Origin of the sequence: Kribbella sp. NPDC005582 (genome assembly GCF_040605415.1) — a bacterium.
In the GTDB taxonomy this organism is placed as follows: Bacteria; Actinomycetota; Actinomycetes; order Propionibacteriales; family Kribbellaceae; genus Kribbella.
Window position 1 is genome coordinate 933,504 of the sequence record NZ_JBEXCU010000001.1, and the last position, 16,006, is coordinate 949,509.

The following is a 16,006-nucleotide window of genomic DNA, read 5'->3' on the forward strand; positions in this document are numbered from 1 at the left end:
TACGACGCTAGGCAGTGGCGGCGGGCTCGTCGTTGATCGAGATCAATCGGCGTCGGATCCGGCTGAGCGCCTCCGGCGTGACACCGACGTACGACGCGATCTGGCGCTGCGTGAGCCGGCTCGCGAGGTCACCGTGGCCGACCAGGAACCGCTGGTACCGCTCTGCCGCGTCGGCGAGCAGCAACTCGGTCTGCCGCTGTTCGACGCGCAGGTAGAGCGCCTCGGTCAGCTTGGCGATCAGTCGCTGCCAACCGGCGCTGGCCGCGACCATAGCGTCGTACGCCGAGCGCGGGGCGACCATCAGCTCCGCCGGCTCGAGCGCCTCGATCGTCACGTGCGAAGTCTCCCGACGCAGTGCGGCGCTGTAGGCGCAGACCAGCTCACCCTCCGCGCGGAACGCGAGCGTGCGATCGGTGCCCGAGGCATCGGCTTGGTACACCCGGAAGAGACCGCGCTCGATGAAGCCGACCCGGTCCGGCTTGTCACCGGCCCGGACCATCAGCTCACCGCGCTCGAGCTTGGCCGGGCGGAACAGCTCGCGGCCACGCGCCGCATCGGGCGCGGGGAGCTGGGCCAGGAACCGCTCGAATTCGCTCACTGACCCATTGTCGGTCAGTTGCCGGCCCACGCGGCGGCCGGACGCAGGCAGAGCCACTCGATCAGCGCTGAGCCCAGCACCACCGGGATGAGCCAGCTCCACGGATGACTCGGCACGCTGGTGATCACGATGGCGGTCCAGACGGCGACCCAGGCGCCGCCGTACCCGCGGAGCACTCCGCGGTACCAGAGACCGCCTGGTGCCTCGGCGGCTCGCTGGCCGAGGTAGACGAACAGGTAGGTGGCGACGGCGACCGGCCAGAAGAACCACAGCCGCTTCCAGTCGTACGGGACCATCACCAGGGCGCTGAGGCAGAGCACTGCGATCACCCAGTGGTAGATCTCGCCGACCCAGTTCAGCCGGCGGCGGCGCAGCGTCACCACGATGGCCGGGACCCCGAGCAGAACTGCCAGGGCCCCGGCCGCCACGTGCACGATCAGTGCGAGATCACGCACTGGAACTCCCTGACATGTCAGGGAGCATAGGGCTGGCTCACGCCTCCGGGAAGGACAGAACCCGCCGTACGGCGAAGTTTCGGTACCCGCCGCGTTCGAAGGCCTTCGCCATCGGCACATTGCCGAAATCGGTGTCGGCCCGGATCTGGACGGCGCCGGTCTCGGCCAACTGGTGGGTGAGCTCGGCCAGCAGGTCGTTGATGTAGCCGTGCCCGCGATGCTCGGGCAGTACGCCGAGGTAGCCGACGACCGGTCCGCCATTGTTCGCCGACGGGATCTCGAACCCGATCAGCTTGCCCTCGGCGTCGTACGCGAGCCGCCACCAGCCGCGGTCGCCGACCAGCATGGTCTGGTACAACTCGACCTCTTCACGGGCTGCCTCCTCGGCGCCGAGCCGCGCGATGTCCCGTGCGGTCGCCGCGTCCAGAGTGCCTTCGCTGACCCGCTGGAACACGCTGACGAAGGCTTCGTCGTCGGCCGGCTCGAAGCGCAGCCGGGTCGACCGCGGCGGCAGACCGTACTCCGCCAGCCACTCGTAGCGCAGCCGGTCGGTGACCTCGGTCAGTCCGGCCGCCGCAGCCGCCTGCACGCGCGGCTCGACTGCCGCGACCACAGCGGGGTCGGACTCCCAGTCACCGGACAGGAAGAGGTGGTACTCCGGCTGCTCGGCTTCGGCCGGCCTGATCTCCAACGCATGCTTGATCAGCGCGGTCCAGGCCGGGACCGGGTCGCCGTCGCCGGCGAAGTACACGCCGTCGATGCTGAACGGCTGGTCGCCGTCCTGCGGACCCCACCAGATCACAAGGGCCTGGATGACGCCGTTCTCCTCGAGAACCCAGGACCAGTCGTGCCGGTAATAGCCCGAAACGATGTACTCGTTGTAGCGCTCGAGCGTGACGGTGTTCACCGTCGGCTGCTGCTCGATCAGAGTGCGGATGGTGTCGAGATCGGACTCGACGGTGGTGCGAATACTCACGGTTCCTCCAGCAGGAGGCGCGCCGCTCCGCTCAGTGCGAGCTGTGATCGCGGAAGGGTCGCGCCGGCATGTCGAACAAGGTAGTCATCGGTCGCTCCTTCCCTTCGGGGCATCTTCTCGCCGTCGCAGACTCTAGAGGCCGGCCGGGGTCATCGTCCACCTGTTATTCGGCCGACGACGCAGCAAGGCGGCCCCGGGCCGAAGCCCGGGACCGCCTTGTCGTGCTGGGTACTGCTGAACTTCAGGAGATCAGAAGTCCATGCCGCCCATGTCGGGCGCGCCACCCGGAGCGGCCGCGGCCTTCTCCGGCTTGTCGGCGATGACGGCCTCGGTGGTGAGGAACAGGGCCGCGATCGAGGCTGCGTTCTGCAGCGCCGAGCGCGTCACCTTGGCCGGGTCGATGATGCCGGTGGCGATCAGGTCGACGTACTCACCGGTCGCGGCGTTCAGGCCGTGACCCGGCTCGAGGTTGCGAACCTTCTCCACCACGACGCCGCCCTCGAGGCCGGCGTTCACGGAGATCTGCTTCAGCGGGGCCTCGACGGCCTGCCGAACGATCGCCGCACCGGTCGACTCGTCACCCTCGAGCTCCAGCTTCTCGAACGCGATCACCGACGCCTGCAGCAGCGCGACGCCACCACCCGCGACGATGCCCTCCTCGACGGCCGCCTTCGCGTTGCGAACGGCGTCCTCGATGCGGTGCTTGCGCTCCTTCAGCTCGACCTCGGTGGCCGCGCCGACCTTGATCACCGCAACACCGCCGGCCAGCTTGGCCAGACGCTCCTGCAGCTTCTCGCGGTCGTAGTCGGAGTCCGACTTCTCGATCTCGGCGCGGATCTGGTTGACCCGGCCACCGATCTGGTCCGCGTCGCCCTCGCCCTCGACGATGGTCGTCTCGTCCTTGGTGACGACGATCTTGCGGGCCTGGCCGAGCAGCTCCAGGTCGACGGTGTCGAGCTTGAGGCCGACCTCCTCGGAGATGACCTCACCGCCGGTCAGCACCGCGATGTCGACCAGCATGGCCTTGCGGCGGTCACCGAAGCCCGGCGCCTTGACGGCGACGGCCTTGAAGGTGCCCTTGATCTTGTTGACGACCAGGGTCGCCAGCGCCTCGCCCTCGATGTCCTCGGCGATGATGGCCAGCGGCTTGCCGGTCTGCATGACCTTCTCCAGCACCGGGACCAGGTCCTTGATGCTCGAGATCTTGCTGTTCACGATCAGGATGTACGGGTCGTCGAGGACCGCTTCCATCCGCTCGGTGTCGGTCACGAAGTAGGGCGAGATGTAGCCCTTGTCGAAGCGCATACCCTCGGTGAGCTCGAGCTCGAGGCCGAAGGTGTTGCTCTCCTCGACGGTGATGACGCCTTCCTTGCCGACCTTGTCCATCGCCTCGGCGATGATCGAGCCGACCTGGGTGTCGGCGGCCGAGATGGAGGCCGTCGCCGCGATCTGCTCGCGGGTCTCGACCGGCTTGGCCAGCGCCAGCAGCTGCTCGCTGATGGCGTCGACCGCCTTCTCGATGCCCTTCTTCAGGCCCATCGGGTTGGCGCCGGCGGCGACGTTGCGCAGACCCTCGCGCACCAGCGCCTGGGCCAGCACGGTGGCGGTCGTGGTGCCGTCACCCGCGACGTCGTCGGTCTTCTTCGCGACCTCCTTGACGAGCTCGGCCCCGATCTTCTCGTACGGGTCCTCGAGCTCGATCTCCTTGGCGATCGAGACACCGTCGTTGGTGATCGTGGGGGCGCCCCACTTCTTTTCCAGGACGACGTTGCGGCCCTTCGGGCCGAGCGTCACCTTCACGGCATCGGCGAGGGTGTTCATACCCCGCTCGAGGCCGCGGCGCGCCTCTTCGTTGAAAGCAATAAGCTTGGGCATTCTCCGCGAGTCCTCCCGCGTCGAGACTTTGGTGGTTCAGCCGGCCAGATGCCCGCGACGGACGGCGCCGGAGTCGTGGCGCTCATGTCCCGCCCCGCTCCCGGCACCTCATCGGGCCGTCTCAGTTCTCACCCCGCGGGCGCGAGTCTTATCACTCTCGCCCATTGAGTGCTAACCAAGTATTAGCACTCGACCCAAGCGAGTGCAAGCCAGCCCCTAGCGATCCAGGGTCTCGCGCTGCTGACTCTGACCGCCGACGGCCGGGCGACTCGGCGCGGCTGCCGATGGGCCCGATCCCGCTCCCGCGGGTGCAAGACCGGAGGTGGCCGCCTGCTGCGCCCTCCAGGTGGCCTCGTCGATCCCGGCGGGGCGAGCGGGCGCTGCCAGGTTGGCGGCCAGCCGAGCGTCGATCCGCTGCGCCGTGTCCTGGCCGCGGTTGTTCGGCTCGGGCGCCGGTCGCTCACCTTCGCGGCGTACTGCGCGCTCGACGGCCTCGCGGACCTTTGGCTCCAGCGGCGGCAGCGACGGATCCCGGTTGTCGAGCAGCCTGTCGGCGGTCTGGGTCAGATACTCGTGGGCTTCCGGCGTGGGCGGCCGGTCGCGCTCGTCGAGAATGGCCTGCTTGACGCCCGGCTCCTGCTCCCAGTTGCCGTCGGCGTCGCGGTGGTTCTCGTAGAGGACGTTGCCGTCGCGGTCCACGACGTAGATGTCGTCGACCAGTCCCTCCGACTCCAGCGCCTGTGCGGTGTCGGGCAGCTCTTCGTAGAACTTGTCGTGCAGGTCGGGATCGAGCCAGCGCCCGCCACCCTCGTTGTCGACGCCGTTCTGATAGCGCTCAGCGAGTCCGATGGTGCTGTTGGCGTGGTTCGTCGCGACGTACGCGACGCTCACGCGGTAGCCCTGCTCCTTGAACCCGTTCACCCACTGCTTGGCCCATTCCTCCCGGGCCAGCGGATGGCTCGCCAGTACGTCGTACTGCGGCTCACCCTCGCGCAGGTGCTTCATGCTCGCCCAGTGCAGCTCGGAGTTGTCGCCGTTGTCGAGGGCCTTGCGCGCCATGTCGTGGCCCTCGATGCCGTACTCCCGGCGGAGCGCGTCGTACCGCGGGTGGACGGCGGCGTTGTCGTCACCGTCGTACGACGCGACGTGGTCAGGGCCGAGCGCTGCGTGCACGAGTCGCTGGGTGGTCGTCTTGCCTGCGGCCGGCTGCCCGCCGAGCAGCATCGCCCGCGGCTGCACACCGGGTGCGCGATTCGGAGGGTTGCGTGGAGTGAGCTGCGCGAGCCGGTCGGCAAACGCCCGCTCGCGCTCGGCGACAGTCAGGTCTGCGCTCACGCTCATGCGTCGAGCTCCGCCCGCAGCGCCTGCAGCCGCCCCGGCACCGCAGTGAGAATGTCCTGCCGCTCAGCCGGCGTCATCACGGCCAGCCGCTGCACAGCGTCGTCACACCGCCGCGCCTCCGCGCGCAACTCGGCCTGACGCCGTACGTCGGTCTCCCGCTCACTCAGCTCGCGGTAGCACGACCCCAGCGACTGCAGGTAGCCCTTCACCCGCTCCACCTCGTGCCGCTCGTCGTGCGACACCGATCCGATCCGCCGGCCCGTCAACGCCTCGGTCAGGTGCTCCCCAGTAGCCATTCGCACAGCTTATTCAGTTGTCGAGCTGGGCGATCAGGTATTTCGGAGCCGTCAGCCGCCAGGCCTCGGTCAGCAGCTCCCCGACCTCGTCCGCGTCGGCGGCAGCCAGCGTCACGTCCACCCACGCGAACCGCCCGCTCTCCCAGGACGGCGCGTAGACCTCGGGGCTCTCCGCGACGAGCGCCTCCTGCTCCTCGCGGTAGGCCTTCACGATCAGCCGCGTCTCGTCCTCCGACAGATACGCGAACCCCTTCTTGCGCACCTTGAACGCAGGCTGCCCGGCCCACCCCACGTGCTCCTCGGCCCCGGGCAACCCCCGCACCAGCTTCAGCACCACCTGCGCGTCCATACCTGAACGCTAGGCGCCGCCACCGACAGTTCTCAGCCGGCGACCGTCACGGTCACGGTCGACCCGTTGGGCACCATCGTTCCCGGCGCCGGTGACACCGCGGTCACCGATCCCTTGGGCACCCCGGATGCCGGCTTGCTGACAACCGTCGCCACCAGCCCGTAGCCCTTCAAGGCGGCCACGTACTTCGCCTGCGACGTCTCCAGGTCCAGTGAGCGGAACCCGGGGACTCCGGTCAGGTCCGGCAGAATCCGGATCTGGTTCCCCGGCGGGCACTCCTTCGACGCATAGACAGTCATCCAGACCTTCAACGACGGAATCTGCACGGATTCCCCGCAGAGCGTGGTGTTGGTGAACGACACTGCTTCCCGATAGGCCGGCACCCCGTCGACCGTGCCGTTGGGCTTCACCTCGATCGTGCTGCCCGGCTTCTCGGGGTTCATCGGCATCGGCGCGATCTCGACACTGTCCACACTGCCCCGCTTCAGGTAGCAGTAGCCTTGAGGTCCTGGATCCACGATGACAGTGGCAGCCGTCGGCGTACCGCACTTCAGCTTGTTCGTGGGCCATTCCTTGGGCACAGCGATCGCTGCATGCCCCAGTCCGACCAACCGCATGCCCTCTGGCACCGGGTTGGCCGCCACGGGCGGTTGTGGGAGCGGGATGGCGTCGTTGTTCGTCAGGACGGTGGATGCACCGATCACGGCGGCCACGGCGAGCGCCGTACCGGCTGCGGACCAGACTGCGGTACGACGGCGCCTGCGGCGGGTCGCACCGGACCGCATGGCGTCGATCGGGGGCGGGCTGACGGCGGTGCGCTCACCGGCGTGTTCGAGGAGTTCGGTCAGTTTCGCTTCGTTCATAGGATCTCTCGCAGTTCTGCCAGATGCGGATCCTGGGCCAGTGCCTTCATGGCCCGGGACAGGCGGCTCTTCACGGTGCCGGCGGCGACGCCGAGCACGGAGGCCATCTGTTGTTCGGTCAGGTGTGCGTAGTAGCGCAGTACGACGGCTGTCCGTTGATCAGTCGGCAGCCGGTCGAGGGCACGGGTGATCAGGTCGGCGTCGTCGACACCGTCGGTCCGGTCGGAGTCGGCCTGCTCGGGCAGAGCGGCCGACGGCTTCTCACCGGTCCAGCGGCGTTTCCGCGCCGACAGGAAGCTGTTGACCAGCATCCGGTGCACGTAGGCGTCCCGGTCGTCCACGGCGCGGACCCGCTTCCACTTCACCAGGCACCGCTCCAGAACCGTCTGGACCAGGTCCTCTGCTTCCGGATGCGAGCACCCGAGCAGTACCGCGGACCGCACCAGCACCTGCCAGCGCGCCGCCACGTATTCGGTGAAGTCATCCATTCGGCACCCTCCTTCACCGTAAAGACAGCCTGGCCCACCGCTGAGGTTCCACGAAAGTAGTCAGGGTGTAGGCCCAGGGTCCCAGGGGTCGGGTCAGGGGCCACTCGGTACCGATCCCGATGTTGCGGCGCCCGCGGAAACGGGAGAGTAGAGCCATGACGAACTCCAACGCACCGTTCTCGAACCTGTCCGGCAAGGTCCTGCGTCGCTCCAGCTCCCAGCGGATGCTGTCGGGTGTCTCCGGCGGTCTCGCCGAGTACCTGAACATCGACGTGACCCTGGTCCGCCTCGGCATCGTCGGCCTCACCATCATCACCGGCGGTACCGCCATCCTCGGCTACGCCATCGCCTGGATCGTGATGCCCGAGTCCGACGGCAAGGCCGTCTGGCAGAGCGTCCAGCACTCCACCAACCACCACACCCAGACGCCCGAGGCCGACATCGCCTCCCGCATCTACGACGACGCCCCCAAGCCCCCGGCCGCGTGACCCCGCGCCGGACCATCCACCGCAGGGCGGGTGAGCCGCCCGGCTCCCCCGCCCTAACCAGACAGCGTGGCAGCTTTCAGAGTGGCTGCTGCGATGTCGGGGTGGTCGGCGAAGATGCCCTGCAGGCCTAGTGCGGCGAAGCGGGACAGTTCGGTGCGGAAGTCGGTGTTGGTGGGGAGGAAGCGGCGTTCGGCGCGGAAGGTCCAGGCCTGGACGCCGAGGCCGGCGCGGTGTGCCTGGTCCACAAGGTGGGTGGGCTCGCCGAGTGCACCGGAGGTGGTGCGTGGGATGACGAGGTCCTTGTGTGGAGCCAGCACCTGGGCGTACGTCGAGATCTCGCGCAGACCGGCCGGAGTGAGCAGGTCGGTGAAGGTGCGGCCGTCGCCCACCCGGAGGCAGTCGTACGGCGAGCTCTCGGAGTCGACGAGCTGGACGAGCGGTACTCGGGTCATGACGGCCAGCCGGCGCAGACTGGTCGGCTCGAACGACTGAATCATGATCTCGTCGTCGCGCAGGCCCAGCGCGAGGATGCGCTCGGTGAGCAGCTCCTCCAGCGGCAGTCCGAGCCGACGGAAGTAGGTGGGGTGCTTGATCTCGGGAATCACGCCGATGGTGCGCCCGAGCCGCAGTGACTCCTGCCGGGCCAGTGCGACCACGTCGTCGAACGTGGGCACCGCCTCGATGCGGTCGTACGCCGTGTTCGCGGACCGGAGCGCGGGCATCCGCTCACGGGCGCGCAGCTGCCGCAGTTCGGCGTACGTGAAGTCCTCGACGAACCAGCCGGTCACGGCCGCACCGTCGACGATCTTGGTGATCCGCCGGTCCGCGAAGACCGGGTGCTCCGCGACGTCCGTCGTACCGGAGATCTCGTTCTCGTGCCGGCAGACCAGGACGCCGTCGAGAGTGGCGACCAGGTCGGGTTCCAGGTAGTCGGCCCCCTGGGCCGCGGCCAGGCGGTACGCCGCCGGCGTGTGTTCCGGACGGTATCCGCTCGCTCCCCGATGTGCGATCACCAGCATGGTTCCAGGACAGGCGGCTCAGATGGCGCACCGGGAACTCGTTGCCCAACGCAAGGTGAAGGTCACCGGACCGAACTACGGCCTACGCTCTCAGTCATGACCGGCCCGACAGCACTCGAGGACCGCGCCCTCGGGCCCGACCTGGCCCGCGGACTGATGCTGCTGTTCATCGCGCTGGCCAACACGCACGGCTTCCTGCATCCGCCCGGCGTCGGGGACATCCGCGCGATGCCGACTCCCAGTGCGCTGCCGGACCGGATCGTCGCGTTCCTGGAGACCACTCTGGTCGACGGACGCTCGTACACGATGTTCGCCGCACTCTTCGGGTACGGCGTGGTGCAGATCGCCCGGCGCCAGCAGGGCGACTGGACGAGCACGCGGCGACTGCTCCGCCGCCGGGCGTGGTGGATGCTGCTGCTCGGCCTGCTGCACGCCGTGCTGCTCTACTACGGCGACATCCTCTCCGCATACGGCCTGATCGCGCTCCTGCTGGTCTCGGCGATTCAGTGGAGTGATCAGCGGCTACTCGTCTCCGCAGCGGTCATGGCGCTGTTCGGGTCCTGGGCCTTCGCCTTCCTGTCCACTCCGAACCCGCCGGACGCCGCCGCGGAGACGTATCCCTGGTCGCTGGAGCACAACCCGCTGCTAGGCATGGCCGGCCGGGCCTACGCCATCTCGATCAGTGCGCCGGTGCTGGCGGTCACAGTGGCCGGTGCGTTCCTCTTCGGCATCTGGGCCGCCCGCCGCGGTCTGTACGAGCACCCGGAGCAGCATCAGCGGACGCTGCGGCGGATGGTGGCGATCGGCGTACCGGTGTCGTTCCTCGGCGGTGTTCCGCTCGCCATCTACACATCGGGTCTGTTGCCGGCCACCGACGCCAACATCATCCCGGTGGCCGGGCTGCACGCGCTGACCGGCTTCGCCGGCGGACCGGCGTACGCGGCTCTGATCGCGCTCTGGTCGATCCGGGTACGCCGTACTCCCCTGGTGACCGCGATCCAGGCGACCGGCCAGCGTTCGCTGACGAGCTATCTCACCCAGTCGGTCGTCTGGACTGTCGTGTTCGCGCCGTTCCTGCTCGACCTCGGCGATTCACTGAAGCTGTGGCAGTCCGTCATCCTGGCCCTCGCCACCTGGGCCTTCACAGTTGTCCTGGCCGACCTGATGCGCCGACGCGGTCTACGCGGCCCGTTCGAGGTCCTGCTCCGCCGACTGACCTATCGGAACCAGACTGCTCGCCAGTAGGTACTGCGCGGCGCAATAGGTGGCCATCACGAGATACGGCTGCGCAGCCACCTCGTATCCGGCAAGGTCCACCCCGATGAGCGCATCGGAGAGCAGGAAGACCGCACCGCCCACTCCGGACCGCCAGCCGTTCCAAGCGCTCGTCACCGCGGTAGACGTCAGCAACAACGAGTACAGCGCCACCGGGACGCGCACCTCACCCAGATCAGGCCACAGCAGAGCCAGTACGCCGATCCACAGCACCCCGTACGCCGCGACCACCACGAGCGACCGCCGCGTCGTCCGGCGACTGAACAGCAGCACGTAACAGACATGTGCGACGCCGAATGCCGCCATCCCCGGCACCAGGTGATCAATCTGCAGCAGGAAGTCGCCGACGAGGGAAGCGGCCAGTCCGATCAGCAGCGTGACCGGACCGCCACGCAGACGCACCCACACGGCCAGGACCGGCATCAGCAGCACCTTGGTGATCGCCTCCGGCCAGGGCTCGTCCAGCGCGATCGTGACCAGGTGTGCCGCCGCGATCACGGCGTACGCGCCGAGCAGACCGGAACCTCGCTTCATGCCCTAGATGGTGCCTGGCTATCCGCGATTAATTCGCATGCGGGTTGTCGGTGGGCGCGCCTAGCCTGAAGGCATCATGCGAAACCTCCCTCTTGCCGATCCCGGCATTCCCGATGACCGCTCGCCGGCCCGCTATCTGTTGTGGGTCGCCCGCGGGCAGGCCCGCACGCTGGCGGGCGGAATGACGTTCGGGATCCTGTGGATGGCCTCCCAGGCGTTCATCCCGGCGGTCCTCGGGAAGGCGATCGACGAGGGCGTCGCGGCCAAGGACTGGGACAAGCTGTTGCAGTGGACCGCGCTGCTGGGCGCGATCGGCGTGCTGCAGGCGCTGGCCGGCATCATGCGGCACCGGTTCGCGGTGACGAACTGGCTGATGGCGGCGTACCGGACGGTCCAGGTGATCACGCGGAAGTCCGCCGACCTGGGCGCGACGCTGCCGAAGAACTTGGCGACCGGTGAGGTGGTCAGCGTCGGGGCGAGCGACCTGGCCTCGATCGGGAACGTGATGGAGGTGTTGGCGCGATTCGCCGGTTCGATCGTGGCGTTCGCCGTGGTCGCGACGATCCTGCTGTCGACCTCGACCACGCTCGGCCTGGTCGTGCTGATCGGCGTACCGGTGATGTTGTTCTGCCTCGGTCCGATGCTGCGGCCGTTGCACCAGCGGCAGTCGGCTCAGCGCGAGGCGGTCGGCGAGCTGAACTCGCTGGGCTCGGACATCGTGGCCGGGCTGCGGGTGCTGCGCGGGATCGGCGGCGAGGAGTCCTTCTCCCGGCGGTACCGGCGCGAGTCGCAGCAGGTCCGCCACGCCGGGGTGCGGGTCGCCCGGCTCCAGTCGGTGCTGGACGCGACGCAGGTGCTGCTGCCTGGGACCTTTGTGGTGCTCGTGGTCGGCATCGGCGCCCACTTCGCGCTGCGCGGTGACCTCAGCGCCGGTTCGCTGGTGGCCTTCTACGGCTATGCGACGTTCCTGGTGCTGCCGCTGCGTACCGTCACCGACTTCATCAACCAGCTGATGCGAGGCCTGGTCGCGGGCGCCCGAGTGGTCCGCGTCGTGTCGCTGCGCACCGAGATCATCGATCCGGTCGAAGCGGTGCGGCTGCCCGAGCGCGGTGACCTCGTCGACCCGGTCTCCGGTGTCCGCGCCCGGGACGGTCTGCTGACGGCGATCGTCGCCGCCGAGCCAGATGTGTACGGCGTGCTCGCGGACCGGCTGGGGCGGTACGACGACGCCAGCGAGGTCCGTTTCGGCGGAGTGACCCTGGCCAGCGCGACCCGGGCGGATATCCGGCGGCGGATCCTGGTCAGCGATCCCGGCTCGCAACTGTTCACCGGCATCCTGCGCACCGAGCTGGATCCGACTGGTCAGCGGAGCGAGGAGGAGGTGCTCGCCGCGATCCGGACCGCCTCCGCGGAGGACGTTCTGGTCGCACTGGCGGACGGACTGGACTCCGAGGTCGAGGAGAAGGGACGGTCGTTCTCCGGCGGTCAGCGGCAGCGCCTGGTGCTGGTTCGCGCTTTGCTGGCCGATCCCTCGGCGCTGGTGCTGGTCGAGCCGACCTCGGCCGTCGACGCCCACACCGAGGCGCGCATCGCCGACCGGTTGCGCGACTACCGGGCCGGCCGCAGCACCGTCGTACTGACTGCGAGCCCGCTGCTGCTGGACCGGGTCGACGAGGTCATCTTCGTCGCCGCCGGCCGAGTGATTGCCACTGGCAAGCACCGCGAGCTGCTCGACCGCGAGCCGCGGTACCGGCGCACAGTCACCCGCGAGACCGAACCCGAAGAGCTCACCGAAGGGGCGCACCGATGAGGCAGATCCTGCCAGTGGCGGACAGCGCCGAGATCCGCCGGCATGCCCGCCGGCTGGCGCTGCAGCATCCGCGGCCGTTGCTGATCGCGCTCGGCCTGCACGCCGTCGCCGCGGTCTCCGGGCTGGCCGCACCGCGCCTGATCGGTGACCTGGTGCAGGGCGTCCAGGACGGTACGACGGCGGCCAAGGTCAACCTGGTGATCGGGGCGATCGCGGCGTTCGTCGTGCTGCAGTCGCTGCTCACGCGCTGGGCCCGGTACCGGTCGTTCGCGCTCGGTGAGGAGGTGCTGGCCGAGCTCCGTGAGGACTTCGTCGACAACGCGCTGGCGCTGCCGATCGGCACGGTCGAGCGCGCCGGCACCGGCGACCTGCTGTCGCGCACCTCGCGTGACGTCGACACGTTGTCGCGGACCGTGCGCTTCGCCGTACCGGAGACGATCATCGCGATCGTCACCGTGCTGTTCTCGCTGACGGCAACGGTGCTCGTCGGCGTCTGGATCCTGGTCCCGTTGCTCGCCATGGTGCCGGTGCTCTGGCTGAGCACTCGCTGGTACCTGAAGCGTGCAAAGGACGGCTACCTCCGCGAGAACGCGGCGTACGCGCAGATGACCAACTCGCTGGCCGAGACGGTCGAGGGTGCGCGCACCATCGAGGCACTGCAGCGGTACGACGACCGTGTCCGCCGCGGTGACGAGGACGCGCGCGGCTCGTACATGGCTGAGCGCTACACGCTGAGGCTGCGCACGATCTGGTTCCCGGCGGTCGAGGTCGGGTATCTGGTTCCGATCGTCGGCACCCTGCTGTTCGGCGGCTGGCTGCACATCAACGGCCACGTCACGCTCGGCGCGGTAACGGCCGGCGTGCTGTACGTGAACCAGTTGATCGACCCCGTAGACCGCTTGCTTCAGTGGGTGGACGAGCTGCAGTCCGGCGGCGCCGCATTCGCGCGCCTGCTCGGCATCAGCGACGTACCGGACGATCGGACGGCGTCTGGCCGCACTCCGGATGGTGAGCTGGTCGAGGCGAAGGACGTGCGATTCTCGTACGTCGATGGCCGCGACGTGCTGCACGGCGTGGAGCTGACAGTCCAGCCTGGTGAGCGAATCGCCATGGTGGGTCCGTCCGGCGCGGGGAAGTCGACGCTGGGCCGTTTGGTCGCTGGAATCCACCCGCCGCGGACGGGCTCCGTCACGGTCGGCGGTGTCGGCATGACCGAGCTCCCGCTGGACGAACTGCGCAAACAGGTCGCACTGGTGACCCAAGAGCACCACGTCTTCGTGGGCACGTTGCGCGACAACCTGTCGATGGCACGCCCCGAAGCGACCGACGACGAGCTGTACGACGCACTTGCAGCGGTCGACGCGCGTGAATGGGCAAAGGCGTTGCCTGACGGTCTCGACACTCGTGTCGGGTCTGGACAGCTCGCACTGACGCCAGCACAGGCTCAGCAGCTCGCGCTGGCTCGGCTGGTGCTGGCCGATCCGCACACGCTGGTGCTGGATGAGGCGACCTCACTGATCGACCCGCATGCGGCTCGGCACATGGAGCGCTCGCTTGCTGCGGTTCTCGAGGGCCGCACCGTGATCGCGATCGCCCACCGTCTCTACACCGCGCACGACGCCGATCGGGTCGCTGTCGTGGAGGACGGCCGGATCAGCGAGCTCGGCAGTCATGACGAGCTCGTGGCGCGCCAAGGGTCGTACGCCAAGCTCTGGAACTCCTGGCACGGCTAAACATGCGAAGACCCTCGCCTGTCACCTCTGACTGGCGAGGGCCTTGCCCTTTCAGCGTTTGCGCAGCACCAGGACTGCGGAGTCGACATGTGGGGGTGGGGTGAAAGCCTTGCGGGGAAGGCGTAGCCCGAGAGACGGCTCGTAGTGGCGGAGCCAGCGCTGTGCACCCGGTGCAGCGCCGCGGAGGTAGCGGTTGACCACCTGCCGCTGCAGCACCAGATCCGCCGACACCAGCCGAGACCCCGGTGCCAGCAGACGCTTCAGCAACGCGGTCGACACCGTGTACGGCGGACTCGACACCACACGGAACGGCCGCGATGGCAACCGCAGATCAGCGGCATCGGCACGGACCACCGTGACGGGTGCGTCCGCGAACCGCCGACGCAACTGATCGGCACGCACCGGATGCAGCTCGACCGCGATTACCTGCGCACCAGCCTGAACCAGTGGCGCAGTCAACGCGCCCAGGCCGGCACCGACGTCGAGAATCAGCTCGCCGGGCTTGACCCCGGCAGCGTCCACTACTCGTTGAGCCCACCGGCTAGCGAGCGGATGCCATCCCCAGGCACCCCGCGCCTGCCCGGAGCCGGGCACGACGCACCATCACGAAGTACATATTCATGGTGTCGACCTTAGACCGCTCGACCGTTGGTGCTCAAAGCTTTTTCGGGCTTGCTCCCAGCGACAGCACGGTCTCGTCGGTACGCCGTTGCGCGAGCTCGAGCCGCGCTCGCTTCGCTGCGACCACGCCGGGCTTCGCGAGCTCCCGCCGTACGTCGAGAACTCGGACGGGCAGCGTGTCGGTCATCAGGAGCGGCGCGTAGCCGGCATCTTCGGTGATCCACTTGGCGCCGTCGCGCTTGAAACTGAATCTCGCGAGCAGTCCTTCGGCACGAGTGCTGTTCGGCTGCCGGTGGGCGGCGACCAAGTTTCCGAGCCCATAGGCGACCCACTTGCCGTTGTGCTGCTCCATCGGCTGCACGACGTGCGCGTGATGGCCGATGATGAGATCGATGTTGCTATCGGCAAGTAGTTGCGGAGCGAGCTCGCGCTGCTGGTCGTTGATCTTCGCCGAGTACTCGGTGCCCCAGTGGCAGCTGACCACGACGATCTCGGCGCCGCGATCCCGCGCTTCCTTGGCCATCCGGGTGATCGCGGCGGCGTCGAGCTTGCCGGCGCGCCAGGTCTGGCCATTCGGGTACGGCAGTCCGTTGAAGCCGAAGGTGTACGAGAGCGAGGCGATCTTCACGCCCTGGACATCGATGATCGTCGGCGTCTCGGCTTCCTTGCGGTTGCGCGCGGTGCCTGCGGTTCGAAGACCGGCTTTCTCCAACGTGTTCAGGGTTCTGTCGACTCCGGCCGCACCGCCGTCGAAGCTGTGGTTGCTCGCCGTCGTGCAGAGGTCGTAGCCGGTCTGCTTGAGCGCGGTCGCGATCTGCGGCGGACCTTGGAACATCGGATAGCCCTTGTAGGGCCCGCCCATCGGAGCGAGCGGTGTCTCGAGGTGCGCGATCGCCAGGTCGGCCTGCTGCACGTGGGGTTTGACGCCGGCCAGCAGCGGCGCGAAGTTCCATGCACCGCCGTGACCGTCTCGGCGTGCGGTGGTCCACAAGCGTTCGTGCAGCAGAACGTCGCCGGTGGCAACAATCGAGATCCGGTCCGGGCCGGCGGTCGAACCGCCCGTCTTGGCAGGCGGTCCGGCCGATCCGCCGTCCGACGGCGTACCGGGTGAGCTCACGCCGACATCCGCACAACCACCGACGACGGTTGCCCCCGCCCCAGCCAGCAGCGCGCCCAGTACCGCGCGCCGTCGTACCGTCATCACAGCCCCCAAGATTCGGTGTTCATCGCCCATGGGACGGCCTGGCGCGCGTCCGAGTTCGACCGGTAACCCGATCGTGTCCTT

The 16,006-nt window shown here is 68.5% G+C and carries 17 protein-coding genes; 4 read left to right on the forward strand and 13 right to left on the reverse strand.

Annotated features, from left to right (window positions below):
* Nucleotides 1-7 precede the first annotated feature (7 nt).
* The 9 genes from ABZS29_RS04635 to ABZS29_RS04675 form a co-directional block, all read right to left on the reverse strand.
* A complete protein-coding gene (locus ABZS29_RS04635) occupies nucleotides 8-598 on the reverse strand; it encodes a Crp/Fnr family transcriptional regulator (RefSeq protein WP_355458551.1) in 591 nt (196 codons plus the stop codon).
* A 14-nt stretch (nucleotides 599-612) separates the two neighbouring features.
* On the reverse strand, nucleotides 613-1,053 hold the full coding sequence (locus ABZS29_RS04640) for a hypothetical protein (RefSeq protein WP_355458553.1): 441 nt from the start codon (nucleotides 1,051-1,053) through the stop codon (nucleotides 613-615).
* 37 nt (nucleotides 1,054-1,090) lie between these two features.
* The gene (locus ABZS29_RS04645) at nucleotides 1,091-2,029 is read right to left on the reverse strand and encodes a GNAT family N-acetyltransferase (RefSeq protein WP_355458554.1); all 939 of its coding nucleotides are present in this window, start codon (nucleotides 2,027-2,029) and stop codon (nucleotides 1,091-1,093) included.
* Nucleotides 2,030-2,278: 249 nt separating this feature from the next.
* The gene (groL, locus tag ABZS29_RS04650) at nucleotides 2,279-3,904 is read right to left on the reverse strand and encodes a chaperonin GroEL (RefSeq protein ID WP_355458556.1); all 1,626 of its coding nucleotides are present in this window, start codon (nucleotides 3,902-3,904) and stop codon (nucleotides 2,279-2,281) included.
* 216 nt (nucleotides 3,905-4,120) lie between these two features.
* A complete protein-coding gene (locus ABZS29_RS04655) occupies nucleotides 4,121-5,245 on the reverse strand; it encodes a zeta toxin family protein (RefSeq protein ID WP_355458558.1) in 1,125 nt (374 codons plus the stop codon).
* Entirely contained in the window at nucleotides 5,242-5,541 is a 300-nt protein-coding gene (locus ABZS29_RS04660) for a hypothetical protein (protein WP_355458560.1), read from the reverse strand. Before ABZS29_RS04660 ends, ABZS29_RS04655 begins: the two co-directional genes overlap by 4 nt.
* 13 nt (nucleotides 5,542-5,554) lie before the next feature.
* Nucleotides 5,555-5,890 carry an MmcQ/YjbR family DNA-binding protein gene (locus tag ABZS29_RS04665; RefSeq protein WP_355458561.1) on the reverse strand — a complete coding sequence of 112 codons (336 nt, stop codon included), beginning with the start codon at nucleotides 5,888-5,890 and terminating at the stop codon, nucleotides 5,555-5,557.
* Nucleotides 5,891-5,922: 32 nt separating this feature from the next.
* Nucleotides 5,923-6,753 (reverse strand): PASTA domain-containing protein, encoded by an 831-nt coding sequence (locus tag ABZS29_RS04670; protein WP_355458562.1) that lies wholly within the window; start codon nucleotides 6,751-6,753, stop codon nucleotides 5,923-5,925.
* Complete coding sequence (locus ABZS29_RS04675; RefSeq protein WP_355458564.1) at nucleotides 6,750-7,241, reverse strand: SigE family RNA polymerase sigma factor; 492 nt, start codon at nucleotides 7,239-7,241, stop codon at nucleotides 6,750-6,752. The genes ABZS29_RS04670 and ABZS29_RS04675 overlap by 4 nt, the downstream gene beginning before the upstream one ends.
* Before the next feature lie 155 nt (nucleotides 7,242-7,396).
* On the opposite strand from ABZS29_RS04675, the gene ABZS29_RS04680 reads away from it, so the two are divergent.
* Nucleotides 7,397-7,729, forward strand: coding sequence for a PspC domain-containing protein (locus ABZS29_RS04680; RefSeq protein ID WP_355458566.1), 333 nt, complete (start codon nucleotides 7,397-7,399; stop codon nucleotides 7,727-7,729).
* A 53-nt stretch (nucleotides 7,730-7,782) separates the two neighbouring features.
* On the opposite strand, the gene ABZS29_RS04685 is transcribed toward ABZS29_RS04680, so the two are convergent.
* Nucleotides 7,783-8,748, reverse strand: a complete 966-nt coding sequence (locus ABZS29_RS04685) for a glycerophosphodiester phosphodiesterase family protein (RefSeq protein WP_355458567.1) — start codon at nucleotides 8,746-8,748, stop codon at nucleotides 7,783-7,785.
* A 96-nt stretch (nucleotides 8,749-8,844) separates the two neighbouring features.
* Between ABZS29_RS04685 and ABZS29_RS04690 the strand changes: the two genes are divergently transcribed.
* Nucleotides 8,845-9,993 carry a DUF418 domain-containing protein gene (locus ABZS29_RS04690; protein ID WP_355458568.1) on the forward strand — a complete coding sequence of 383 codons (1,149 nt, stop codon included), beginning with the start codon at nucleotides 8,845-8,847 and terminating at the stop codon, nucleotides 9,991-9,993.
* On the opposite strand, the gene ABZS29_RS04695 is transcribed toward ABZS29_RS04690, so the two are convergent.
* Nucleotides 9,928-10,557, reverse strand: a complete 630-nt coding sequence (locus tag ABZS29_RS04695) for a lysoplasmalogenase (RefSeq protein ID WP_355458570.1) — start codon at nucleotides 10,555-10,557, stop codon at nucleotides 9,928-9,930. The two genes, ABZS29_RS04690 and ABZS29_RS04695, sit on opposite strands and share 66 nt — an antisense overlap.
* Before the next feature lie 76 nt (nucleotides 10,558-10,633).
* Between ABZS29_RS04695 and ABZS29_RS04700 the strand changes: the two genes are divergently transcribed.
* Nucleotides 10,634-12,367 carry an ABC transporter ATP-binding protein gene (locus ABZS29_RS04700; RefSeq protein WP_355458571.1) on the forward strand — a complete coding sequence of 578 codons (1,734 nt, stop codon included), beginning with the start codon at nucleotides 10,634-10,636 and terminating at the stop codon, nucleotides 12,365-12,367.
* Nucleotides 12,364-14,100, forward strand: a complete 1,737-nt coding sequence (locus ABZS29_RS04705) for an ABC transporter ATP-binding protein (protein ID WP_355458573.1) — start codon at nucleotides 12,364-12,366, stop codon at nucleotides 14,098-14,100. Before ABZS29_RS04700 ends, ABZS29_RS04705 begins: the two co-directional genes overlap by 4 nt.
* 51 nt (nucleotides 14,101-14,151) lie before the next feature.
* Here the strand turns inward: ABZS29_RS04705 and ABZS29_RS04710 are convergent, their stop codons facing one another.
* On the reverse strand, nucleotides 14,152-14,622 hold the full coding sequence (locus tag ABZS29_RS04710; protein ID WP_355458575.1) for an rRNA adenine N(6)-methyltransferase family protein: 471 nt from the start codon (nucleotides 14,620-14,622) through the stop codon (nucleotides 14,152-14,154).
* A gap of 133 nt (nucleotides 14,623-14,755) precedes the next feature.
* Entirely contained in the window at nucleotides 14,756-15,922 is a 1,167-nt protein-coding gene (locus ABZS29_RS04715; protein WP_355458577.1) for a CapA family protein, read from the reverse strand.
* Nucleotides 15,923-16,006: the final 84 nt, after the last annotated feature.